Source organism: Leifsonia sp. Leaf264 (assembly GCF_001422325.1).
In the GTDB taxonomy this organism is placed as follows: domain Bacteria; phylum Actinomycetota; class Actinomycetes; order Actinomycetales; family Microbacteriaceae; genus Orlajensenia.
The window spans coordinates 860,056-882,640 of record NZ_LMMR01000001.1; the positions used below are offsets into that span (position 1 = coordinate 860,056).

24 protein-coding genes are annotated in these 22,585 nt (G+C 67.9%); 12 read left to right on the forward strand and 12 right to left on the reverse strand.

Annotation, left to right across the window (positions count from 1 at the left end; all coding sequences use genetic code 11):
• Positions 1–59 precede the first annotated feature (59 nt).
• On the reverse strand, positions 60–614 hold the full coding sequence (locus tag ASF30_RS04005) for a Rho termination factor N-terminal domain-containing protein (RefSeq protein ID WP_055901738.1): 555 nt from the start codon (positions 612–614) through the stop codon (positions 60–62).
• 225 nt (positions 615–839) lie between these two features.
• On the opposite strand from ASF30_RS04005, the gene ASF30_RS04010 reads away from it, so the two are divergent.
• The 3 genes from ASF30_RS04010 (at position 840) to ASF30_RS22530 (ending at position 1,798) form a co-directional block, all read left to right on the forward strand.
• Entirely contained in the window at positions 840–1,304 is a 465-nt protein-coding gene (locus ASF30_RS04010; protein ID WP_055901741.1) for a DUF805 domain-containing protein, read from the forward strand.
• A 152-nt stretch (positions 1,305–1,456) separates the two neighbouring features.
• Positions 1,457–1,624 (forward strand): SPOR domain-containing protein, encoded by a 168-nt coding sequence (locus ASF30_RS22525; protein WP_121004574.1) that lies wholly within the window; start codon positions 1,457–1,459, stop codon positions 1,622–1,624.
• A 6-nt stretch (positions 1,625–1,630) separates the two neighbouring features.
• Entirely contained in the window at positions 1,631–1,798 is a 168-nt protein-coding gene (locus tag ASF30_RS22530) for a hypothetical protein (RefSeq protein WP_157496935.1), read from the forward strand.
• A gap of 52 nt (positions 1,799–1,850) precedes the next feature.
• Here ASF30_RS22530 and ASF30_RS04015 read toward each other — a convergent pair whose 3' ends face one another.
• The 4 genes from ASF30_RS04015 to ASF30_RS04030 all read right to left on the reverse strand — a co-directional run bounded on the left by ASF30_RS04015 (position 1,851) and on the right by ASF30_RS04030 (position 7,032).
• The gene (locus ASF30_RS04015; RefSeq protein WP_055901744.1) at positions 1,851–3,824 is read right to left on the reverse strand and encodes a glycoside hydrolase family 127 protein; all 1,974 of its coding nucleotides are present in this window, start codon (positions 3,822–3,824) and stop codon (positions 1,851–1,853) included.
• Positions 3,821–4,726, reverse strand: a complete 906-nt coding sequence (locus tag ASF30_RS04020; RefSeq protein ID WP_082467425.1) for a carbohydrate ABC transporter permease — start codon at positions 4,724–4,726, stop codon at positions 3,821–3,823. Before ASF30_RS04020 ends, ASF30_RS04015 begins: the two co-directional genes overlap by 4 nt.
• A 3-nt stretch (positions 4,727–4,729) precedes the next feature.
• Positions 4,730–5,650, reverse strand: coding sequence for a carbohydrate ABC transporter permease (locus ASF30_RS04025; protein ID WP_055901750.1), 921 nt, complete (start codon positions 5,648–5,650; stop codon positions 4,730–4,732).
• A gap of 89 nt (positions 5,651–5,739) precedes the next feature.
• Entirely contained in the window at positions 5,740–7,032 is a 1,293-nt protein-coding gene (locus ASF30_RS04030) for an ABC transporter substrate-binding protein (RefSeq protein ID WP_055901753.1), read from the reverse strand.
• A 197-nt stretch (positions 7,033–7,229) separates the two neighbouring features.
• On the opposite strand from ASF30_RS04030, the gene ASF30_RS04035 reads away from it, so the two are divergent.
• Positions 7,230–8,264 carry a LacI family DNA-binding transcriptional regulator gene (locus ASF30_RS04035; protein ID WP_055901756.1) on the forward strand — a complete coding sequence of 345 codons (1,035 nt, stop codon included), beginning with the start codon at positions 7,230–7,232 and terminating at the stop codon, positions 8,262–8,264.
• Between the two features lie 68 nt (positions 8,265–8,332).
• Here ASF30_RS04035 and ASF30_RS04040 read toward each other — a convergent pair whose 3' ends face one another.
• Positions 8,333–8,629: a Dabb family protein gene (locus ASF30_RS04040; RefSeq protein WP_055901759.1), complete on the reverse strand. Its 297-nt coding sequence runs from the start codon at positions 8,627–8,629 to the stop codon at positions 8,333–8,335.
• Positions 8,630–8,674: 45 nt separating this feature from the next.
• Here ASF30_RS04040 and ASF30_RS04045 point away from each other — a divergent pair, with 45 nt between their 5' ends.
• Both ASF30_RS04045 and ASF30_RS04050 read left to right on the forward strand, forming a co-directional pair.
• Positions 8,675–9,259 (forward strand): hypothetical protein, encoded by a 585-nt coding sequence (locus tag ASF30_RS04045; RefSeq protein WP_055901761.1) that lies wholly within the window; start codon positions 8,675–8,677, stop codon positions 9,257–9,259.
• A gap of 20 nt (positions 9,260–9,279) precedes the next feature.
• Positions 9,280–9,852 (forward strand): YdeI/OmpD-associated family protein, encoded by a 573-nt coding sequence (locus ASF30_RS04050; protein WP_055901764.1) that lies wholly within the window; start codon positions 9,280–9,282, stop codon positions 9,850–9,852.
• 29 nt (positions 9,853–9,881) lie between these two features.
• On the opposite strand, the gene ASF30_RS04055 is transcribed toward ASF30_RS04050, so the two are convergent.
• Positions 9,882–11,342, reverse strand: a complete 1,461-nt coding sequence (locus ASF30_RS04055; RefSeq protein ID WP_082467426.1) for an HNH endonuclease signature motif containing protein — start codon at positions 11,340–11,342, stop codon at positions 9,882–9,884.
• Positions 11,343–11,632: 290 nt separating this feature from the next.
• Positions 11,633–12,868, reverse strand: a complete 1,236-nt coding sequence (locus ASF30_RS04060) for a TetR/AcrR family transcriptional regulator (RefSeq protein WP_055901769.1) — start codon at positions 12,866–12,868, stop codon at positions 11,633–11,635.
• A gap of 162 nt (positions 12,869–13,030) precedes the next feature.
• On the opposite strand from ASF30_RS04060, the gene ASF30_RS04065 reads away from it, so the two are divergent.
• The 3 genes from ASF30_RS04065 (at position 13,031) to ASF30_RS04075 (ending at position 16,962) form a co-directional block, all read left to right on the forward strand.
• Complete coding sequence (locus ASF30_RS04065; protein ID WP_055901773.1) at positions 13,031–14,353, forward strand: MFS transporter; 1,323 nt, start codon at positions 13,031–13,033, stop codon at positions 14,351–14,353.
• A 4-nt stretch (positions 14,354–14,357) separates the two neighbouring features.
• On the forward strand, positions 14,358–16,184 hold the full coding sequence (locus ASF30_RS04070) for a glycoside hydrolase family 3 protein (protein ID WP_055901776.1): 1,827 nt from the start codon (positions 14,358–14,360) through the stop codon (positions 16,182–16,184).
• Positions 16,185–16,323: 139 nt separating this feature from the next.
• Positions 16,324–16,962 (forward strand): hypothetical protein, encoded by a 639-nt coding sequence (locus ASF30_RS04075; RefSeq protein WP_055902488.1) that lies wholly within the window; start codon positions 16,324–16,326, stop codon positions 16,960–16,962.
• Positions 16,963–16,980: 18 nt separating this feature from the next.
• Here ASF30_RS04075 and ASF30_RS04080 read toward each other — a convergent pair whose 3' ends face one another.
• The gene (locus ASF30_RS04080) at positions 16,981–18,135 is read right to left on the reverse strand and encodes an epoxide hydrolase family protein (RefSeq protein WP_055901778.1); all 1,155 of its coding nucleotides are present in this window, start codon (positions 18,133–18,135) and stop codon (positions 16,981–16,983) included.
• A gap of 59 nt (positions 18,136–18,194) precedes the next feature.
• On the opposite strand from ASF30_RS04080, the gene ASF30_RS04085 reads away from it, so the two are divergent.
• Positions 18,195–18,932, forward strand: coding sequence for a hypothetical protein (locus ASF30_RS04085; RefSeq protein WP_055901781.1), 738 nt, complete (start codon positions 18,195–18,197; stop codon positions 18,930–18,932).
• A 37-nt stretch (positions 18,933–18,969) separates the two neighbouring features.
• Here the strand turns inward: ASF30_RS04085 and ASF30_RS04090 are convergent, their stop codons facing one another.
• Entirely contained in the window at positions 18,970–19,713 is a 744-nt protein-coding gene (locus ASF30_RS04090; RefSeq protein ID WP_055901784.1) for a nucleoside/nucleotide kinase family protein, read from the reverse strand.
• A 125-nt stretch (positions 19,714–19,838) separates the two neighbouring features.
• Here ASF30_RS04090 and ASF30_RS04095 point away from each other — a divergent pair, with 125 nt between their 5' ends.
• Positions 19,839–20,795: a manganese catalase family protein gene (locus ASF30_RS04095; RefSeq protein WP_055901788.1), complete on the forward strand. Its 957-nt coding sequence runs from the start codon at positions 19,839–19,841 to the stop codon at positions 20,793–20,795.
• 21 nt (positions 20,796–20,816) lie between these two features.
• Here the strand turns inward: ASF30_RS04095 and ASF30_RS04100 are convergent, their stop codons facing one another.
• Together ASF30_RS04100 and ASF30_RS22535 are read right to left on the reverse strand one after the other, a co-directional pair.
• On the reverse strand, positions 20,817–21,815 hold the full coding sequence (locus ASF30_RS04100) for a diacylglycerol/lipid kinase family protein (RefSeq protein ID WP_055901790.1): 999 nt from the start codon (positions 21,813–21,815) through the stop codon (positions 20,817–20,819).
• Positions 21,816–21,843: 28 nt separating this feature from the next.
• The gene (locus ASF30_RS22535) at positions 21,844–22,008 is read right to left on the reverse strand and encodes a hypothetical protein (protein ID WP_157496937.1); all 165 of its coding nucleotides are present in this window, start codon (positions 22,006–22,008) and stop codon (positions 21,844–21,846) included.
• Between the two features lie 173 nt (positions 22,009–22,181).
• Here ASF30_RS22535 and ASF30_RS04105 point away from each other — a divergent pair, with 173 nt between their 5' ends.
• Positions 22,182–22,553 carry a DUF7882 family protein gene (locus ASF30_RS04105; protein ID WP_055901792.1) on the forward strand — a complete coding sequence of 124 codons (372 nt, stop codon included), beginning with the start codon at positions 22,182–22,184 and terminating at the stop codon, positions 22,551–22,553.
• Positions 22,554–22,585 lie beyond the last annotated feature (32 nt).

The window sequence follows — 22,585 nt, forward strand, 5'->3', positions numbered from 1 at the left end:
ACGGGGTGCGCGCCCGCGAGTTCAGCCCGCACGACCCTCGGCCGATCGTATGTCGCGCGTCAGTCCGCGAGGGAAGCGATGAGTTGCGCCTTGGTGAACTTCCCGTAACCTGTCACGCCCTCCTCGCGTGCCCTGGCACGCAGTTGAACCACGGTGAGTGCGCTCAGGTCGCCGCGCTCGACGGCCTCGTCCACGAGGGCCGTCGCCCGATGGGGCGTCGGAGTGCTGACGGGGACAACGCTGGCCGGCTCTGCGTGGACGGCGACGATCACGACATCGTCGTCGCTCGGCACCGAGGTCGGCGCGGCAGGCGGCTTCGGCGCTGCAGTCGTCTTCGTCGTCGCGGACTTCTTCGTCGCAGCAGGCGTGTTCAGCACGGTGGACGGCTTCGGCGCTGCCGTCGAACTCGACGCGAGCCTCTTCGCGCGCTTCGCCCTCTTCGCAGCATCCTTCTCGATCTTCGCGGCGAGGTCCTTCAGTTCCGACTCGACTTTCTTCGCGCGCTTCTTCGCCTTCGCATCGACCTTCTTGGCGGTACGCCTGGCCTCGGCCACGGCGTCCTTGGCCTTCTCCAATGCCTTCTCGGCAGCCTTCTCGGTCTTCTTCTTCGCCATTCGAGCAATCCGTTCGTCGGTGTTGCAACTGGCCCCACAGTCTGGCACCCCCGGGTGAACGACGCTGACTTTCGTCGACGCAGACTGTTCGACCCGTGCTTTCGTGAACTCACGTTGCGCGCCTCCGTGCATGAGCCCTCCTCATCTGCCACTCTCGAATCCGCAGCGCCCGCACCGGGGCGCATCCTGCCCGACTCGACTGTTCACACCTCTGGAGACCTGCCGATGACCACCGTTCCCCCCGCACCCGCGGCTCCCCTCGACGCCCCTCTCTACGGCGCCTCCTTCGGGCAGGCCGTCTCCCGGTACTGGTCGAAGTACGCGACCTTCTCCGGACGCGCCAGCCGCAGCGAGTTCTGGTGGTCGTACCTCTTCATCGGTGCGATCAGCACCGTCCTCTACATCCTGCTTCTCATCGGACTGGTCAGCGGGGGCGTCACGACTGACGCCGTGACCGGCGTGACGACGCCGAATCCGTCGGCGTTCGCCATCATCATGACGATCGTCTACATCGTCTGGGGCCTCGCGATCATCATCCCGACGCTCGCGATCAGCTGGCGGCGCCTGCACGACACCAACCGCTCCGGGGGTTTCTGGTTCATCGGCCTCATCCCGTTCGTGGGCGGCATCATCCTGTTGGTCTTCTTCATCCTCGACTCCGACCCGGCTGGCGCACGTTTCGACCGCTAGTCACGACGCCGTCGCGGATGCAGCCCGCGCGGCATCCGCACGAGGAAGCCCCCGATCCACGACGATCGGGGGCTTCGTCGTTCCACGCCGCCCGAGCCCGCCCGAGCCCGCCCGAGGTCGTCCGAACGTCATGCTCGGGCTAGCCTGAAGTGGTGGAGTACGTCATCGAGTTCGACACCAAGCCCCAGCTGGTCGGCACCTTCCATTCGCAGAGCGAGGCCGAGGATGCCGCCCAGCGGATCGCCGCGCACCGCGGCGTCTCGTCGTGGCGGGTGCGGCAGGTCTTCAACGGCGCGATGGCGCTGGCCGAGCTGCGCTGATCCCTCGTGGAGATCGACGACGGCGACGACCCGCGGTTCGTGAGCCCGGAGCCCTGTCCGCAATGCGGCGACATCATGAACGGCGGCGTGCTCGGCGGTGACGACGTCGGCATGCTGATCTCGCTGCGCTGCCTCGGCTGCGGGTACAGCGCGTTGGTGGACCCGTTCGCCTAGCCCGCGTGGATGACGGGCTGCGGCGTCCTGGACGACCGCCGCAGCCCGAGTCTCATCGCGCGTGATGCACGGGCAGCCAGACACGCATCGTCGATGGCCCTCGCTGCGCCCACCGGTGGTACGGGACGAGAGGTGCTTCGACGGGCTCGGCATCGGGGCCTGCGGCATCAGTCGTCGTGTAGGGCCAGGCCTCGGCATCCGCCGATGCCGTGCGGAGGAGCACTGAGACGCCGTCGCCGCGGTCGTCCGGGTCGGCAGTCCTGTCGACCTGCAACCCGCTGAACGCTCCGGCGCCGGCCGGAAGGTCGACTGACTCGAGGCAGTACACGATCGGGCCTCGCTCCACAGCTACGCTGTCGCGGATCGCATCGATGCGAGGGTCCGGCACGGTGAACCTGGCTCGCATCGGAAGGCTGAGTTCGAGCACGTCGCCGGAACTGAACGCGCGTCGTATCGACGCATAGCCCGGCGACGAGTCCACCGTCTCGATCGAGCCGTCGACTGCGCGGAGCACCAGACTCGCGGATGCAGCCCACGCCGGCACCCGCAGACTGATGGTCGTCGCCTCCGGCATGTCGTCGGTGACGGTGACGGTGACGGTGCCGTCGTCGGGATACCTGGTCGCGACGTCGACGGCAACGAGGCGCCCGTCCGCCAATCGGGTGCGGATCGAGGCCGACGCGTACTGGTGCAGTTGCAGGCCGTCATCATCTGTCGTCGCGAGATATCCGGCGAGACTCGCGAAGGTGCGTGCGACGTTCGGCGGGCAGCAGGAGACCTCGAACCACGGCGCGCGCAACGACGACGACGCCCGCGGCGACATCACATCGGACGGGGCAGGCTCTCCCGGTCGGCGCTGGTGCAGCGTGTTCGCGTAGAAGAATGCCGTGCCCTCGTCCGAGGGCGAGGTCGCCACGACGTTGAAGAGGGTGCGCTCGATCAGGTCGGCATAGCGACCGTCTGGCCGCCCGTCGGCGCCGGAGCCGCCGCCCTCGGCGAGGAGCAGTCTCCAGCTGAACATTATCGACGCGATTCCGGCGCACGTCTCGGAATAGGCGCGGTCGGAGGGAAGCTCCCAGTCCTCGCCGAAGGCCTCGTCCTGGTGGTGGGAGCCCTGTCCGCCGGTGACGTAGGTGCGGCGGGCGACCGTACGCTCCCATTGCCCTCCGAGGGCTCCGAGCAGCTCTGTGTCGTCGCCCTCGACCGCGATGTCGACGGCCCCGGCCGCGAGGTAGTTTGCGCGCACTGCGTGGCCGGTGAGAACCTCGGCCTCACGCACGGGAACGTCGTCCTGGAAGTACGACCGTCCCCACTCGATGTCGGCGAGGGTTCCATGGCCGCGCCGGTCGAGGAACAGCGCCGCCTGCGCGAGGTAGCGCGGCTCCCCCGTGAGCCGGCCGAGTTCTGCCAGCCCCACCTCGACCTCGGCGTGCCCGCACACCGACTGGATGCCGCTCTCGCCGAACACCGAGCAGACCAGGTCCGCCGCGCGCGTGGCGACACCGAGCAGCCCGTCGTCGGCGCCCGGCCGCGTGCGCTCCCTGGCCACTGCGGCCTGGAACAGGTGCCCGAGGCAGTACAGCTCGTGACCCCACTCGAGGTCGGACCAGCGGGCGCCCTGACCGCGGCGACCGAAGTTCGTGTTCAGGTAGCCATCGGCCTCCTGCGCCGCTGCGACACGGTCGACGACGGCGCGGAATCGAGCCTCGAAAGCGGCATCCGTTCCCCGTCGACCGATCTCCCATGCCACGGCCTCGAGGTACTTGTAGACCTCGGAGTCGGAGAACTCGCGGCCACGGCGTCCTGCGGGAAGGGTCCCGGATGCAGCGAGGTCGAAGTTCGCGAGCCAGCCGTCCTTCTCCAACCAGTGCTCGATGTGCGGCAGCGTGGCCGACCCGTTGACGCGTTGGCGTTGAGCCCAGAATCCGTCGGTGATGTGCACCTCGTCGACGCCCAGTGGGCGCAGTGCTCCTGTGGACGGGACGACGGGCGCCGCGATGATGCGTGTGGTGGTGGTCATGGTCATCCCTTGAAGGCGCCGGACATGAATCCGCGCACGTAGTGGCGTTGCAGTATCAGAAAGAGCAGGATGCACGGCAGCGCGAGCACGACGACGCCGGCCTCGGTGGCTCCGTAGTCGACGACGCCCTGCACCTGCCCGCGCAGGTTGGAGATGGCCAGCGGCAGGGTCATGCGCGCCGAGTCGTTGATGAGGATGAGCGGGGCCATGAAGTCGTTCCAGGCCGCGAGGAAGGCGAACAGGCCCACTGTGATCAGCCCGGGCTTGACCGCGGGAACCAGCACCCGCCAGAGCACGCCCCACGAGGTGCAGCCGTCGACCATCGCCGCCTCGTCGAGCTCACGTGGAATCGACTCGAACGAGATGCGCATCATGAAGGTCGAGAACGGCAGCTGGAACATGGTGAGCACGAGCGCGACCCCCACCAACGAGTTCGAGAGGCCGACCATGTTCAGCAACACGTAGAGCGGGATGAGCAGGGTGGCGTAGGGCACCATGAGGATCGCAATGGTGGCCAGGAACAACGCATTCTTGCCCCGGAACTCGAAACGCGCGAAGGCGTAGCCGCCCAGCAGCGAGATCACGAGCGTGAGCACCACCGTGAGAAGCGAGACGAACACCGAGTTGAGGATGTACTGCCCGATCCCGTCCTGGTAGTTCGCCAGGGTGGTGTAGTTGCCGAGCCCCCACCCTTCGGTCTGATTGGTGCCGGCGCGTGGGGCGACCGATGACACCGCCGTCCACACGAGCGGGTACAGGAAGATGATGGCGATGGCGGCTGTGAAGACCCAGAACGGCATCTGCAGGGCGATGCCGGCGACGGAGTATCTGCGGCGGTTCGGGCGCGGAGCGACTGAGGCCATGGACGACGTCTCGGTGCGCGGTGGTCGGGCGAGGGTATTGGTCATGGCTCAGTCCTCCGCATTCCGGCTGAAGCCCCGGATCTGCACGATGTTGATGACGACGAGGGCGGCGAGCACGATGACGGACAGCGCTCCGGCGACCCCGAGGTCGTTCTGACCCTGGAAGGCCATGCTGTAGATGAGTTGCACGACGGTGATGGTGCTGTTGTCGGGGCCGCCCTTGGTGAGGATGTAGAACTGCTCGAACGCCAGCAGGGAGCCGGTGACGCAGAGCACCGTCGTGAGGGCCAGGGTGGGTCGGAGCAGCGGAATTGTCACGTCGCGGAAGGTCTGCCACCGGGACGCCCCGTCGATGCGTGCCGCCTCGTAGACCTCGTCGGGAATCCCCTGCAGTCCGACGAGCATGAGCAGCATGTAGAAGCCCGCATAGCGCCAGACGATGAGAAACAGTGTCGACCAGAGGGCGGCATCCGGAGTCCCGAGGAAGGTGAAGCCCCATGCTTGGGTGAGCTCGGCGAACGGACCGGCGATGGGCGAGTACAGCACGTAGAAGAGCAGGGAGGCCGAAGCGAGACCCAGGGCGCTCGGGATGAGGAACGACGCACGGAGGAATCCCTTCCAGCGACTCGACTCCTGCACCAGCAGGGCCAGCCCGAGTCCCAGGCCGATGAGCAGGATCGTCGCCAGCACGGCGTACTTCAGCGTGAACAGCACCGAGTCGACGAAGAACCGGTTGGTCACTGCTGCCGTGTAGTTCTCCGGGAAGTTCCAGCCCTGATCACCGCCGAGGAGCGGCCAGTCGGATGCCGACATCTTGAAGACCAGCAATAGCGGCAGCACGAACAGGAACAGCACGAACAGCGCCGTCGGCAGGGCGTACAGCCACCCGATGCCGGCTCTGCCGGAAGTCCGGCGGCGGCGCATCGGCCGTGCCTCCGTCGCCCTGATGAGAGGAGCGGTGACGCTCATGGTGATGCCTTTCGGTGCGCTGGATGTCGACACGGAGGGAGAGGGCTGCGCCGGCCGACTGTCGGTCGACCGGCGCAGCCGTCAGTCCCCTACTGCGAGAGCACGTCCGTGATCGCGTCATTGTCGGCGTCGACGGTGTCGGTACCGTCGAGCACCGCGTTGCGCACGAGCGTCAGCCACGGGCTCGTCGGCGAGTTGAACGCCTCCTGGAAGTTGAGCGACACGGGGGTGTCTCCCTTGCCTGCCACCTCGTTGATGGTGATGAGGCGAGGGTCCTTCTCGGAGTACTCGTTGGTCGCGAGGTCGGAGCGTGAGACCACGTCGTTGTCCTTGGCGAGGACACCGACCTGAGCCTCCTCCGACATCATCCAGTTGAGGAAGTTCCACGCCTGTGCAGCCTTCTTGGAGTCCTTCGAAACGCCGATTCCATCGCCGCCGACGAAGGTGGACCCACCACCCTTCGGGCTGGGGATGCCGGAGACGCCGACGTCGAACGGGGTCGATGACAGCAGCGTGGCCGGGTAGGGCATGAGGCCCACCTTGCCCTCGGTGAAGCCGGCGGTCCAGGTGGGGCCGGCCTCGTCCTTCGACGACGGCAGCACGGCACCGGACTTCCACAGGTCGGCCCACGTGCTGTAGATCTCCTTGGCGGTGTCGCTGGCGAGCAGCGACTCCGTGCCCTCGGGGTTCATGACCTGCTCGCCGGCGGCCCACACGCTCGGGAACCACGTGAAGACGAGGCATCCGCCGCAGTTGAGGCCGGTCGCGGTGCCGTAGGTGTCTGGCTTGTTCAGCCCTTGGATCGCCTTCGCCCACTCGGCGAACTCGGCGAGGTCGGCCGGTCCGGTCTCAGCGTCCAGTCCGGCCTCGGTCGCCAGTTCCTTGTTCCAGAACAGCATCGACAGATCGAGCACGAACGGAAGCACGTGCTCCTTCCCGTCGGCGGTTCCGGCGGCCAGATGGCCCTGGTTGATCGAGTCCTTGAAGTCGAGACCGTCGATGTTCGCGGTGAGGTCCTGGAACAGGCCCTGCTTCACCCAGTTCGGCACGTAGACGATGTCGGCGGCGAAGAGGTCGGGCAGGCTGTTCGAGCCGGCAGCGGCGCCGACCTTGGCGACGTAGTCGTCGTTCGGAACGACGGTGAGCTTGACCTGGTTGTCGTGGCTGGCGTTGTAGGCGTCGACCAGCAGGTTCGCCTGCTTCTCGAGCGGGGCACGAGTCCACAGAGTGAGAGACGTACCGTCGTCCACTCCCTCGGGGCCGGCACTCGAGGCTGAGGTGCCCGGATCGTCGCTGCTGCAGGCGGCGAGGCCCGCGAGCAGGATGCCGGCGGTGACCACGGCCCCGACCCTGCGCATCCGTCGGTTCATGGTGCGTGTCATGGAAGAACTCCTTCGAACTCGTCATTGAGTGGGCCGGGTGGGGCCCGGTGCTGTGGTGCTGGGTGGTGCCCGGGTGTGCGATCCGCGGTCGAGCGACCGAAATATCCGAAACGCCTTTCGGTACGGTATCGCGGGCGAATCCGGCCCGTCAAGTGCCACATCCTGTAACGTTTACGAAACGCGAGGGGAGCACGTTGATGGCAGACAGGGAAGCGAGCGGGTCGACCGGACGTGCGGCGACCCTCAGTGATGTCGCCAAGCTGGCCGGGGTCTCCATCGCCACGGCCTCGAAGGCCATCAACGGCCGAGACCAAGTGGCTCCGGCAACGCGGCAACGGGTGATGGCAGCAGCCGAGAAGATATCCTTCACGCCGAATGAGCTCGCGCGCAGTCTGATCAACGGACGAACGGGCACTGTGGGCCTGCTCACCAGCGACCTCGAGGGTCGTTTCGTCATCCCCATCCTCATGGGCGCTGAAGACGCCTTCGGGGCCGGCCAGGTGAACGTCTTCCTGTGCGATGCACGCGGGGACTCGATCCGCGAGCAGCATCACCTCAAGGCCCTGCTCACGCGCCGGGTCGACGGCATCATCGTCGTGGGCCGCCAGACCGATCCGCGTCCGTCACTCGGGCACGACATCCCGGTGCCCGTCGTCTACGCCTATGCACCGTCCGACGATCCGACGGACATCTCGATCACCCCGGACAATCGCGCTGGCGGCCGCCTCGCCGTGGAGCACCTGATCTCCTGCGGCCGCCGCCGCATCGCCCTCATCTCGGGCGATCCCTCCTTCGCCGCCGCCCAGGATCGCTCGGTGGGCGTGACGGAGGCGTTGCGCGACGCCGGCCTCGAGCTAGTGGGTTCTCCCATGTACTCCGACTGGTCGGAGCATTGGGGACGCGACGCGTCGGCCATGCTGCTGCGCCAGTTCCCCGACGTCGATGGCATCGTCTGCGGCTCGGATCAGATCGCCCGCGGCGCCCTGGACACCCTCCGCGACCTCGGGCGCGAGGTGCCTGGTGACGTGGCGGTGATCGGCTACGACAACTGGGAGATCCTCGCGACCAACTCCCGTCCCGGCCTCACGACGATCGACGCGAATCTCCAGCAGTTGGGACGCGCCGCCGCCACCAGGATCTTCGACGCCCTCGAGGGAACCGAGGTCGCCAGCGGCACCGAGCACCTGCCGGTGCGACTGGTCATCCGCGGATCGACCATCCCGCGCCGCTGAGGCGGCCCTCCGCTGCCCGCGATCGACCAGCGCCGTCTGTCCCGCCGTGGGTCGTCGCTGGCGAGCGACTACTCGAGCGGCACGAGGTCGAGCTCCTGGAAGTCGGCCACCTCGGGCACCCAGCGCGTCGCGACGAACTCCACGTGCGCCGGATGCGCGTTGTACGCCTCGTAGGCGGCGGCATCCGCGAACTCCATGGAGAACTGGAAGGCGTGGGCGCTCTTCGGGCTGACCTGTCGCGAGACGATGAAGTGCTGCACGCCCGGGATCGAGGGGAGGATGGCAGCGGCATCCGCGAGGAACCCACCCTCCTCGGTCGAGCCGGCCGGATGCCGCAGGGCGAAGCTCACTGTGTGCTGGATCACCGCTCCACCGTAGCGCGGTGCTCGGCGCCGTCGTAGAGTCCCGGCATGGACGACCACGAGATCAGGCCGCTCACAGTGGAGACGTGGGACGCCTTCGCCGACCTCGCGGAACGGCACAACGGAGTGTGGGGCGGATGCTGGTGCACCTGGTTCCATCCGGACTGCGAGGAGAAGGGGAAGACGGCCGAGGGCAACCGCGCCTACAAGGAGCGCCTGGTTCGGGAGGGCCGCGCCCACGCCGCCCTCGTCTTCCAGGGCGACACCGCCATCGCGTGGGCGGAGTACGGAACTCCTGCCGAGCTGCCCGTGCTCCATCACCTGAAGCAGTACACGGCCACCCTGGACCGCCTGCCCGACTACAGGATCACGTGCCTGTTCGTCGACAAGCACCACCGCCGCGAGGGCATCGCCGAGATCGCGGTCCGTGGTGCCGTCGAGTTGATCGGCCAGTCAGGCGGCGGCATGGTCGAGGGATACCCGCACGACCTTCCGCCGGGCAAAAAGACGTCGGCGTCCTTCCTCTACAACGCCACCCGCACCCTCTACGAACGTGTCGGCTTCACCTTCGTTCGTCCGAAGGGCCAGGGCAACACCGTGATGCGCATGGAGGTTCCGGATGCGCGACGGTAGGTCGCGCTAGTTTCATAGCCATGGTGAGCTTTGCCGACAAGCCGATCCTCGACTACACGATCGAGGAGTGGGAGGCGTACCTCGCGGGTTCCCCCGACGACGGCGGGGTGCGGTTGAAGCTCCGCAAGAAGAACTCGTCAGCCCCGGGCATCACCTGGTCGGAGGCCCTCGACGTGGCCCTCTGCTACGGCTGGATCGACGGCCAGGCCGGCCGCTTCGACGAGGACTACACGCTGCAGGCGTTCACTCCGCGCCGCAAGAACAGCCCGTGGTCGCAGATCAACCGCGAGCACGTGGCACGGCTCATCGAGGAGGGACGGATGCGCCCGGGCGGCCTCGCCGAGATCGAGCGGGCCAAGGCCGACGGCCGCTGGGACGCGGCCTACCGCCAGAAGGACGCCGTGCCGCCGCCCGACCTGCAGCTCGCCCTCGACGCCAGCCCCGATGCGACGGCCTTCTTCGAGACGATGACGAAGATCGAGAAGTTCCGGGTGTACTTCCGTATCGGCAACATCAAGACCCCTGCCGTGCGTGCAGCGCGCATCCGTGACGTCATCGAGAAGGCCGAGCGCGGCGAGCTGCACTACCGCTGAGCACTCGACCGGGCGCTCTCGCCTCCCGTTCACTGTTGTCGGTGCATGTGTTGTCGGAGTGCGTCGGATTGTCGTACTCGGGATGTTCGGGCTGGTTGCCAGACGGGTGGTCCGAGTTCGGGTGGGGGCATGATCTGGGGGCTGCCGTCGATCATGCGTACTCGCCAGCCGTTGCGGGTGTCGATGGTGCGGTGGTGGAACCAGCAGAGGAGCACCCCGTTGTCGACGTGAGTCCTGCGATCGACCACCCAGGGCACCACGTGGTGGGCTTCGGTTTCGACGGCGGGGCGGCCGCAGATGACGCAGCCGCCGTCGCGGGCGTCCATGGCCCGGCGTTGGGCGCGGTTGAAGCATCGTTCCGTCGTGCCGAGGGCGAGGATCTTCCCGTTCGCGGCCAGATCGACGGGTTGGATGCCGTTCGCACAGCAGAGTTGTTGCACGGCGATCATCGGGATCAGAACGTCGAGGCCGTCGACGTGTCCGACCCCGTGCCCGGAGGTGTGGTCGTCGGCATGCACGGTGACCACCATCGTCGGTGCTGCCCCGCCCAGAGTGGGGAGTTCTCCGGAGCGGGCGGCAATACCGAACACTGTCGCCAACGCGTCGTGCTGGCGTTGGCTGCGGGTGCGGGGGTCCTTGAGTTGCACCGGGTCCAGCGCGGTTTCTTCGACCTGTCGTTCGAGTTCTGCCCGGTCCTCGTCGCTCAGGAACTTCTGCGACTGGCGCGGGTTCGTCATCGAGGTGAACACCGCCTGCATCGCCCCGGCGAGCTCGGGTACGACCAAGCCTCCACAGGGGATCATGCCGTTGCGGGCGGGCTGGAACCAGAACCCCCGCGAGGCGAACTCCTTCTCGGTCGGTTCGGCCCCGTCGGGGTTCAGGTACGCCGCCCAGGTGTGGGCGTGGATCTCAGTGACAGAGGGCGGCACCGCAGGTTCGGCCACCGCACCCGGCTCGACGGGTTCCCCGATGGCCGCACACACCAGTTCATGCTCAGCGGGCACGAACCTCGAGTAGGTGTCGGTCGGGGCACCCACCTTCGCCTGACCGAGGATGCGGGTGATGATCCGCGCCGAATCGAGACCCAACCGGCCACACGCCAGGCCCGCCCGGACGGCGTCGAACTCGGCCGGCAGCACCTCCCCGGTCAGAGTCGTGTTCGGACGAGTCTGGGACCCGAGCCGGAGCCGAGCCCGGGCGGTGGGCAGACCCACCCGGGTGAGATGCTCCAGCAGTTCCGCCGGGGTGGGGAACCCCATCCGTTTCGCCAATGACTCGGATCCCAGGATCGGGCGGGACCGGTGGCCGACCTCCCCCGCCGCCAGCACCCGCACCGCGTCGATGGCCCGGCCGCCGGCCTCGCCCACGGCGGCGACGAGCAGCAGATCCTCCTCCGACACACCATCCAGCACCCCGGCCGCGGCGACCTCGGCGAGCAGCGCACGGTTCGCCGCCACTGCCTCCCGCATCCGTCGCCTGAGTGATTCCATACCCCCACGCTACGGACACCCACCGACACTCGAACCCCCGAATACACCCATTGATCAGGAAATTCTTCTCCACAGTCTGTGGAAACCGGAGCAGAGGAGACACCCTGGGGAGGAGGGCGGAAAAGGAGCGCGCAACAGGGGTGGTTTCGATACGCCTGCTCGCTACGCTCGCGGGCTACTCAATCAGCGGATACTCCACATACAGCTGCGGGAACTCGCCGCGCTTGGGGGCTACTCCATCAGCGGACTACTTGCCACACTCGCGGCGCACTCGATCAGCGGGACACGGCTCACCGAGCGAGCAGCCCGGTGATGTGCGCCTCGAGTTGGTCTCCGACGTCGACGCTGTCCGGATCGTAGAGCCACTGCAGCTGCAGGCCGTCCCACAGGGCGACGAGCCAGGCCGCCTCGAACCACGGGTCGACGGCGGGCCCGAGCTCGAGCCGGCTGATCATCCCGGCGAAGCGGTCGATGGCCATCGCGAAGCGCTGTTCGAAGTAGGCGTGGGCCGGGTGCGACTGCGCCGCGGCCTCAGCCGAGAGCACCGCGTAGAGCTCGATGAGTCCGGGCTCCGATGCCGCGTCGTGTCGTGCTCCATCGGGCAGGGCGAGCAGGGTTCCGCGTGGATCGGTCTGGGGATCGAAGACGGCGCGCTCGCCGATCGTCGAGTCGCGACGCTCGATCACGGCGGCGAGCAGGTCCTCCTTGCTGGAGAAGTGGTGCAGCAGCGTCGACTTGCCGATGCCGACCTGCTCGGCGATCTCACGAAGGCTCGCGGCATAGAAGCCGCGACTGGCGAAGACCGCGGATGCCTCCACGATGATGCGCTCGCGGCGCTCGCGACCCGGTGCGTAGCCGAGATCGTTCGTCCACGTCGCGAACTCCGCGGCCGAGCCGGCCGACGCCACCGGCGCCGCGACGTCGACCCTCGGCGCGACGCCCTGCAGCTGACGGAGATGCGTCTCGAGCATCGCCGGAACATCGACGCGATCGGGCAGGTAGAGGGAGATGAGCTGCAGGCCGTCCCAGGCCGCGGCCAGGCGGATCGCCTCGCCGACGGCATCCGTCTCGCCCGGAAGGATCCCGCTGGCGATGGCCTGCCCGAAGAAATCGCCCGAGAGTCCGCGCAGTCGACGGTGGCGCTCACGGAAGCGCGCATGAGCGGGATGCGCCGAGCTGGTCGCTTCCCCGGCCAACGTCGCGAACAACGGGATGTAGCCCGGTCGCAGAGAGTTCTGTCGTGCGATCTCGACGAAGACCTCGATGTCCATGCTGCGCTCGCCGATGCGATCCTCGTTGGCGCGTTCCAGATCGTCGACGATCACGTCGAGGATCTCGTCCTTCGAGGCGAAGTGCCTGAGGACTCCCGGATGCGACAGCCCGGCCTGGGCGGCGATATCGCGCAGAGACACGGCGCCGAATCCACGCTCCACGAACAGCGCTGAGGCCGACTCGAGGATCGCGGCGCGAGTGCGCGCGGCCCCGACTGCTCGCGCAGAGGCGAGTGCCTCGATCGCCACGCCCATCGGTCCTCCATCGGTTCGTCGGGCCCCATCCTCCCACAGTCGGTTACCGGCCGGACGGCATCCGATTACCACGTGGTCCTTATTGAGTTACCAATCGGTCGAATTTCATGTATGCTCGTCCGCGAGCCGATGGCGGCTCAGGTTCATTCGAAAGGAACCCCCATGACAGAGTCGTCAGTGGCTGGCGCAGCGACATCGCTCGGCGCGCAGTCCGATCTCCTCCTGGCCGAATCGGCCATTCCGGGCAAGCAGGGCGGGCGCGCCCCTCGCGGCTTCATCCCCGGTCTCGCATTCTCGAACTTCGGCGTCTACCTCGCCCTCCTCACCCCGGTGATGGTCTCACTGGCCTTCAAGGTGCAGCACATCACCTCCTCGGCAGCCGAGGCCACGGCGCAGCTCGGCATGATCATGGGTGTCGGCGCCCTGTTCGCCCTGATCTGCAACCCGCTCATCGGTCGCCTCTCCGACCGCACGACCTCGCGCTTCGGCATGCGTCGCCCGTGGATGCTCGGCGGCGTGATCGTGGCCCTGGGCGCCTTCGCTCTCATCGGCGTCGCCACCAGCATCTGGATCGTATTGCTGGCCTGGTGCATCGTGCAGGCCGCCCTCAACGGAGTGCTCGCGGCGTCGACCGCGACGGTTCCCGACCAGGTCCCCGTCTCCGGCCGCGGCAAGGTGTCGGGCATCATCGGCCTGACCACGCCGCTCGGCATCCTGGGCGGAAGCTTCCTGGTGAACTTCCTCGCCGACGACATCAGCCGCTTCGTCGTTCCGGGCGTGATCGCCGTCATCGCCGTCACAGTGTTCGTCGTGGTGTTGAAGGACCGTGTGCTCACCGAGAAGCCGTCCGAGCGCTACGGCGTCAAGGAGTTCTTCGGCTCCTTCGTCTTCAACCCGCGCAAGCACCCCGACTTCGGCTGGACCTGGCTCACCAAGTTCCTCGTCATGTTCGGCTACGCCGGCATCGCCACATTCCTGCCGTTCTACCTCGTCGAGCAGTTCAAGCTCAGCGAGCAGGACGCCATCGGCACCATCCTCATGGCCAACCTCGCCTCCATGGCCGCCATGGCGGTCTCCGGCCCCATCGGAGGCATCCTCTCCGACAAGATCGGCAAGCGCCGTCCCTTCGTCGCCGTCGCCGGCGGCGTGATGGTGATCGGCCTCGTCGTTCTCGCCTTCGCCCCCAGCGTCGGCGCCGTGCTCGTCGCCCAGGCGATCATCGGCTTCGGTGCCGGCTCGTTCATGTCGGTCGACATGGCGCTGGCCACCGAGGTGCTGCCGAACGCTGCCGACGCCGCCAAGGACCTCGGCGTGCTCAACATCGCCAACGCCCTCCCGCAGTCCATCGCCCCGGCGATCGCCCCCGCCATCATCGCCTTCGGCGCCACCACGGCGCTCGGCGGCTACACCGTCTATTACCTCTTCGGCGCGCTCGTCGCCCTCGCCGGCGCCGTTCTCGTCTACCGCATCAAGGGAGTGAAGTAACACCATGACAGACACCATCGATTCCACCGTGACGGATGCCGCCGGCTCAGCACCCGTCGACCCCACCTACCGCGACGCCGGCCTCCCGATCGAGGAGCGCGTGGAGAACCTGCTCGGCCAGATGACGCTCGAGGAGAAGGCCGGCCTGTTCTTCCAGACCATGATCGCCATGAGCCAGGACGGCGAGCTCGCCCCGGCCGATCCCACGTTCGGGCTGCGCTCCAACGAGGACATGGTCATCGGAACCGGCATGACGCACTTCAACGTGCTCGGCTCGGCCCCCTCGGCCGAGCTCATGGCGGCCTGGCACAACAAGCTGCAGGAGCTGGCCGCATCCACCCGTCTCGGCATCCCCGTGACGATCTCCACCGATCCGCGGCACTCGTTCAGCGACAACCCGCTCGCCGGCATGCTGTCGGGCCCGTTCTCGAGCTGGCCCGAGACGATCGGACTCGCCGCCATCCGCGACGAGGCCCTGGTCGAGAGGTTCGCCGACATCGCGCGGCAGGAGTACACGGCCGTCGGCATCCGCGTCGCCCTGCATCCGCAGATCGACCTCGCCACCGAACCGCGCTGGGGCCGCCAGGTCGCCACCTTCGGTGAGGACGCCGACCTCACGAGCGCCCTCGGAGCCGCCTACATCCGCGGCTTCCAGGGCGACGCCCTCGGCACCGCATCGGTCTCGACCATGACCAAGCACTTCCCGGGTGGCGGCCCGCAGATGAACGGCGAGGACGCCCACTTCGCCTACGGTCGCGAGCAGGTCTATCCCGGTGGCGAGTTCGAGCTGCACCTCAAGCCCTTCGAGGCGGCGTTCGCGGCCGGCACCAGCCAGATCATGCCGTACTACGGCATGCCCGTCGGCACCGAGTACGAGGAGGTCGGCTTCGGCTTCAACAAGAGCGTGATCACGGGCCTGCTGCGTGAGCGCTACGGCTTCGACGGCATCGTCTGCACCGACTGGGGACTCATCTCGGACTCCGAGATCTTCGGACAGCCCTTCCCGGCCCGCGCCTGGGGCGTCGAGCACCTGACCCCGCGCGAGCGCATGGTGAAGGTCATCGAGGCCGGCGTCGACCAGTTCGGCGGCGAGGCCATCCCCGAACTGCTCATCGAGCTCGTCGAGTCCGGTGAGATCAGCGAGGCCCGCCTCGACGAGTCCGCACGCAGGCTGCTGCGCGAGAAGTTCGTGCTCGGACTGTTCGAGCAGCCCTACGTCGACATCGAGAAGGCCGGTGTCGTCGTCGGCTCGGCCGAGTTCGTCGCAGCCGGCGAGGCCGCCCAGCGCGCCTCGATCACGGTGCTGACGAACTCGGTGACGGATGCCGGAACGCCGGCTCTGCCGCTTGCGACGGGGCTGCGCCTCTACGTCGAGGGCATCGACGCGGCAGTCGCCGGCGAGTACGGCATTGTCGTCGACTCGCCGTCGGACGCCGACGTCGCGATCATCCGCACGCAGGCTCCCTTCGAGGTGCGCGGCACGATGTTCGAGAACTTCTTCCACCAGGGATCGCTCGACTTCACCGACGAGGCCGTCGAGCACCTGCGCGAGGTGGCGGCATCCGTTCCCACCATCGTCGACGTGCACCTCGATCGCCCGGCGATCCTGACGCCGATCGTCGCCGAGCCCGGCGCCCCTGTCGCGATCGTCGGGAACTACGGCGCGAACGCCCGCGCCCTCCTCGACGTGCTCACGGGTGCGGCCGAGGCGAAAGGCCGGCTGCCGTTCGACCTGCCATCGAGCATGGCCGCCGTCGAGGCCAGCCGGGAGGACGTGCCGTTCGACACGAAGGACCCGCTGTTCCGTTTCGGCCACGGGCTGAGCATCTGAGGCACTGAGCCGCAGAGACAGGGAGGGTTGGGAGCACATTGCCCCCGGCCCTCCCTTCTTGCATGGCCCACGACGCTGCGCGCCGATGGAGCAGGATCGGAGAAGCAGCGCGCATACTCCCCCGCCTAGCGTGATGGTCATGAACACCACCACAGCACTCAGCACCATCGACTCGGTCGTCCTCGACGTTCCCGACACCGCGGCCGCGGAGCAGTTCTACGCCGCCGCCTTCGGCTCCATCCCCCAGCTGCGACTTCGAGCTGTGACGGATGCGGCCGCGCCATCCTCCGGCTTCCGCGGCTACACGCTGTCGCTCATCGTCGCGCAGCCGTCGACCGTCATCAGCCTCGTCGACTCCGCCGTCGCCGCCGGCGCGACCCTGGTCAAGCCCGCCCAGAAGTCGCTGTGGGGTCACGGCGGCGTGGTGCAGGCGCCGGACGGCGCGATCTGGCAGATCGCCACGTCCGCGAAGAAGGAGACCGGACCGGAGACCCGTCGGATCGACGAGGTCGTGCTGCTGCTCGCCGCCGCCGACGTCAAGGCGACCAAGCGCTTCTACGTCGAGCGCGGCCTGAAGGTCGGCAAGAGCTTCGGTGCGTACACCGAGTTCGACCTGGCGTCGAGCGGGGTCAAGCTGGGCCTCTACAGTCGCAAGGCCCTCGCCAAGGCAGCCGGTGTCACGCCGGACGGCAGCGGATCGCACCGACTCGGCATAGCGGGCGACGGTGGTGCGTTCACCGACCCCGACGGGTTCGAGTGGGTGGAGACATCGGCCTGACGGCTCCCGCGCCTACGCCTACTGCCGGAAGGGCCTGAAGAACTCGCGCAACTCCCGTGCGTAGAGCTCCGGTTCCTCGAAGGCGGCGAAGTGCCCGCCGCGCTCCGGCTCCGTCGCCCGCACGACGTTCGCGGTGCGCTCGAGCCAGGCTCGCGGCGGGCGCACGATGTCCGCCGGGAAGATCGAGAAGCCCGACGGCACCTCGACACGTCGGGCGAGCTGCTCGGGCGGCAGCTTCGAGTTCGCGTTGTACATCCGCATCGACGAGCCGATGCTGCCCGTGAGCCAGTAGATCGTGACGTTCGTGAGGATCTCGTCCTTCGTGAAACTGCGCTCGATGTCTCCGCCGCAGTCGCTCCAAGCCCGCATCTTCTCGACGATCCACGCCGCAAGTCCGACGGGAGAATCGGTGAGGCCGAACGCCGCCGTCTGCGGCTTGGTGCGGTGCATCGCCCCGTAGGCCCCCTCCGCCGCATTCCACGACGCGGCGTCAGCGACCAGCGCGCGCTCGTCGGGGGCGAGCTCCGAGAGGTCGACGCCGGGCGAGGGGATGCCGGCATCGGTTCGATGCACGGCCACCACCCTGTCGGGGTGATCGAGGGCCAGATAGCGGCTGACGTGACTGCCGATGTCGCCGCCGGCCGCGCCGAACCGCTCATGCCCGAGCGTGCCCATCAGCTCGGCCCAGAGTCCGGCCACGGCCCGTGAGTCGAGCGGGGCCGACGGATGCTCCGAGTAGCCGAAGCCCGGCATGTCGGGCACGATCACCTCGAAGGCATCGGCGGGGTCGCCGCCGTGCGCTGCGGGATCGGTGAGCAGCGGGATCACCTTCGAGAAGCGCCAGAACGAATCCGGCCAGCCGTGCGTCAGGATGAGCGGGAGGGCGGAGGGGGATGCCGGAGCCGCGGCAGCGTGCACCACATGGATGCCGAGCCCGCCCACCCGCACCCTGAAGCGCGGCAGGCGGGCCAATGCGGCCTCCTGCGCCGCCCAGTCGAAGCCGTCGACCCAGTAGGCGACCAGCTCCCGCAGGTAGTCGAGGTCGGTGCCGAGCGACCACCCGGCATCGTCGGGGGCATCGGGCCAGCGTGTCGCGACCAGTCGCGCGCGCAGATCGGCGAGGGCGGCAGGGTCGGCGTGTGGACTGAACGGCTCGATGGCGGCATCCGACATGCTCATCAGCCTAGGCACGGATGACCTGTAACCGACCGGCGCACGGCAGGATGGGGTCGATGGACGAACCGAACCGGGACGACCGGCCTCAGGCGCCGACCGACGCTGCAGCGTTGCCGCGCGCATCGGCGCGCACCCCGGCGGGCTGTCTCGCCCGTGGCATGGAGCACCACCACCCCGGGTGGCTGGTGGAGCACGCTCTCGCCGCCGGATGGATCTGGGCGGCGTTCTGGGTGGCGCTGCTGTTCGTCGCCGACCACTTCGCCCTGCACGCCGTGATCTGGGTGGTGCTCGTCGTGATCGCGGTCCTTCCGAGCTTCGCGGCGACAGTCGTCGTCTTGAGCGAGACCCCGCACTCCCACCTGGAGCGACCGGAATCCGTGCTCTCCCACTTCTTCGGCCGCTTCGCCGGCTACACCTTCGCCTTCGTCGCGTGGACGATCTCGGTGGTGCTGAGCGCGACCATCGCCGCACAGCTCCAGAGCGAGGGGAAGGGCAGCGAGAACGCCACCCTGGGCATCGGGGCGAGCTGGCTTCTGGCCGCGGTCCCCGTGGTCGTGCTGTTCCTCTGGCTGGTGCTGACCTTCCGCTACGCCTGGTACCTGTCTCGATTGCGCGGGTGGAGTGCACACCCGAAGGGCACCCGACTGCCCGACGGGTTCCTCGAGGGCACTCCCCGCACCCATGCGGTCGTGGTCGGGCTCGCCCATCCCGGCCTCCTTGCCGTGACCGGGAGCCTCGCCGTCCTGCTCGCCTCGGCCCTCTGGGTCGACGACGTGACGATCCACATCGTCTGACGGGCGCGTGCGGCACAGGGCACAGGGCGCATCGGCGCTAGACGACGTCGGCCACGACCTCGCCTGTGACGCCGGAGATCACGAGCTCGGCGCGTTCCCGTGAGCGCTCGATCAGCACGGCGTTGGCACCGTCGACGTCGCGTGCCCACGCCGTGGCCGCCTCGGGGGTGCGTCCGTGGCGGGTGTGTCGATCGATCAGGCGGCGCTCGCGCTCGTCCTGCGGGGTCGCACAGAACCACGCTGCGTCGAGGCGGTCCCGGATGCCGCTCCACGGCTCGACGTCCGAGAGCAGGTAGTTGCCCTCGATCACGACGATCGTGGCCGAGTCGTCGACCGCGATCTCGCCGGCGACGCCCTCGTCGACCCGGCGCTTGAAGCTCGGCGCGTAGACGGTGTGCCCGCTCTCGGACCGCAGCCTGTCGAGGAGGGCGACGAATCCCCAGCCGTCGAAGGTCTCGATGGCACCCTTCCTGTCGTGGATGCCGAGGCGATCGAGCGTGGAATTGGCGAGATGGTAGCCGTCCATCGGGAGGTGGACGGCGGTGCCCGGCACGTCGGAACCCACGTGGGGGTCGGCATCCGGACCGCCGCCGTTGATCCTGTCGACGACAGCCTTCGCCAGCGTCGTCTTGCCGCTTCCGGGGCTGCCGGTGATGCCGATGAGCAACCGCCGACCCGCCGCATCCGTCAGCGAAGTGATGCGGGCGATGAGGAGGTCGACGGCCTCGGCCGAGAGCGCCGGCCGTTCCGCGCGCTCCGGGTGTTCTGGATCGAAGGGCACGAATCGACACTATGACACTCCCGAGGCCCGACGCCGGGCAGTTGTCAAGCCCGGAGTGGGCACCGCCGTCCGGACGTACGTTTGCCCCACCTCGCGACGACGCGGGATCATCTGAGGGGACGTCCATGTACTTCCACGCACAGCGTTACATCAACGAGATCGCAGCGGATGAGCCGGATCCGGCGGCAGCCAATGCTCTGCAGGAAGGGCTCGGCGGTCAGTTCGGCGAGATGCGCACGATGATGCAGTACCTGTTCCAGAGCATCAACTTCCGCGGGGCTGCAGCGAAGCCCTACCGCGACCTGATCCAGGGCATCGGCACCGAGGAGATCAGCCACGTCGAGCTCATCGGAACCACGATCTCGCGCCTGCTCGACGGCTCGCCCCGCTACACGGGCAAGCTCACGGACCCGCTCGACACCCCCGGCGCCGGCGGAGCGATCCCGCTCAACCTCGCGCTGAGCGAGGGCAACATCCATCACTACCTGGTCGGTGCACAGGGTGCCCTGCCCGTCGACTCCGTCGGCAACCCGTGGAGCGGCAGCTACGTCTACAACTCCGGCAATCTGCCCCTCGACCTGCTCTACAACCTCATGCTCGAGTCGACCGGACGCCTGCAGAAGTGCCGCATCTACGAGATGACCGACAACAAGACCGCGCGTTCGACCGTCGCCTACCTGATCGTGCGCGACCAGGCCCACGAGAACGCCTACGCCAAGGCACTCGAGTCGCTCGGAGTCGACTGGAACAAGCTGCTGCCCATCCCGAAGACGAACGCCGAGCAGTTCCCCGAGGTGAAGAAGCTCCTCGACCTGGGCCTGCAGTCCAAGCAGTACAGCTTCGACCTCGAGGGCAAGTCCGAGGCCGGCCGCATCTTCCAGGGCATGTCGCCGTCGAAGGACGGCTCGAAGCTCGACGCGACCGAACAGGCGCCGGAGGGCGTTCCGTCGACGATCTCGCCGGAGCGGCTCGAGGAGTTCTCGCCGGGGCTCGACGCCGACCTCATGGAGCTCATCCAGGCGACGGCCGAGATGGAACTCGCTGACGTCGAGGCGATGTTCGGACCCGTGCCGACGAAGTAGACGACCGGATGCCGCTCGAGATCACCCCTCGGGCGGCATCCGCACGATCAGGCTGAGCGGATCGACCCAGGTCTTGAACGCTCGTGCCTCACCGAAGGAGTCGCCGTCGAGCTGGATCTGCTCGGCCCGACTCAACGACACCACGAGTTCCTTGCCCTTCAGGTAGTTGAGGGCGCGTACCTCTTTGGTGAGACCCATCAGGCGTCGACCAGCGGTGGTACGACGGAGAACGCCGTTCTCCCAGAAGATCTTCGTCATGATCTGCACCCAGCCGAAGAAGCCCTCCGGTCGCAGCACGACGATGTCGAACTCGCCGTCGTCGACGGCGGCATCCGGCAGCAGCAGGATGTTCGCCGGCAGCGACCCGCAGTTGCCGACCATGATGGTGTGGGCGCGCAGTGAACGGTTCCCCCGACCATCGAGGTTGTAGCGCAGGCGCAACTGGTTCTTGTCGCGCAGCGCCAGGCCGATCGCCTTCACGTAGGCGAGCCAGCCAGCTTTCGCCTTGAGGTCGTCATCGGTGTTGGCCAGCATCTTCGCATCGAGCCCGAGCCCCGCCATCACGAGGTAGGCGTGGCGGCTGGTCGTGCCGTCGTCGCCGCGGATGTCGATGACAGCCATGTCGATGGGGCGATCAGTGCCGGTCAGGGCCGTGCGGAGGGAATGCTCGGAGTCGTCGAGCGTGAGCTCGAGGTTGCGGGCGAGGAGATTGCCCGTGCCCGACGGCAACAGCGCCAGTGGCACACCCGAGCCGCGGAGCGCCTCGGCCACGACGCGAACCGTTCCGTCACCACCGGCGGCGATCACGACGTCCACCTCGTCGGCGAGCGCTTGGGCAGCCTGCCCGGCGCCGGGATCATCGACCGTGGTCTCCAGCCAGAGCGCCGGCCCCCACCCGGCCTCAGCCTCGATGGCGGCGAGCTGCGGCCGGACGGCGTCGGCGTCGAGCTTGACGGGGTTGTAGATCACTGCCGCCCGTCGGCTCGGCTGGGATTCTGGTCGAGCATCAACAGCGGTCATCCCGCCACCGTACGGGATCGCGGGCCCGTCATCCTCCGGAGGGGTTCTCGGGCTCGCCGTGCACGTCGGTCTCCGTCGCCGACGTCGACGCGTTCTTCTTCTCGGCGTTGTCAGCGGCATCGGCCGCGTTCGAGCCGGGCTCAGGTGTACCGGTCATGGTGTCGTCCCGGTCGTTCTCTGGTGTGTCGCTCATCGAGCGAGCATATGTCGAGCGCTGCGTGCGAGGTTGGGGGTTGACAGGCTTGGACCGACGACGGATGGTCAGCTCGTCCCAGTGCCGAGGGAAGCCACGGTTCGGCGAGAAGGGATTACTGGGAATCGGTGTGAAAGTCGTTTAGCTAACCAAGTTAGTGACATACTCCACGCATGGGTGAACTGATCTACGGTGCAGGCACGGCGTATCAACTCGACGATCGAACACTTGCGCACCTGAAAGTGGCCGCCGGCGTGCGGCTGCGGCGCAAGGAGTCGTTCTACGTCATGTGGACGAACCCGGCCAGCCTCGGATCAGGACGCGTGTGCATCTGGGTGTCGCCATCGATCCCGATCCAGTTCCATTTCTCGGGCAGCCGGCCACCGGAGCTGAACCGTCAATGGCTGGCCGCACTCGACGCCTCGGCGGTCAACGAGAGCGGGATGCAGGTCATGCGGGAGTCCGACGCGATGGGGATCTCGGAGGCACCGACACGGGCGCGCTCGGTCGGGACATCCGCGCCTCTCACGGTTCAGATGCACTGAGGCGCTGAGGCGTATCGGCGGTGAGGGCGTCG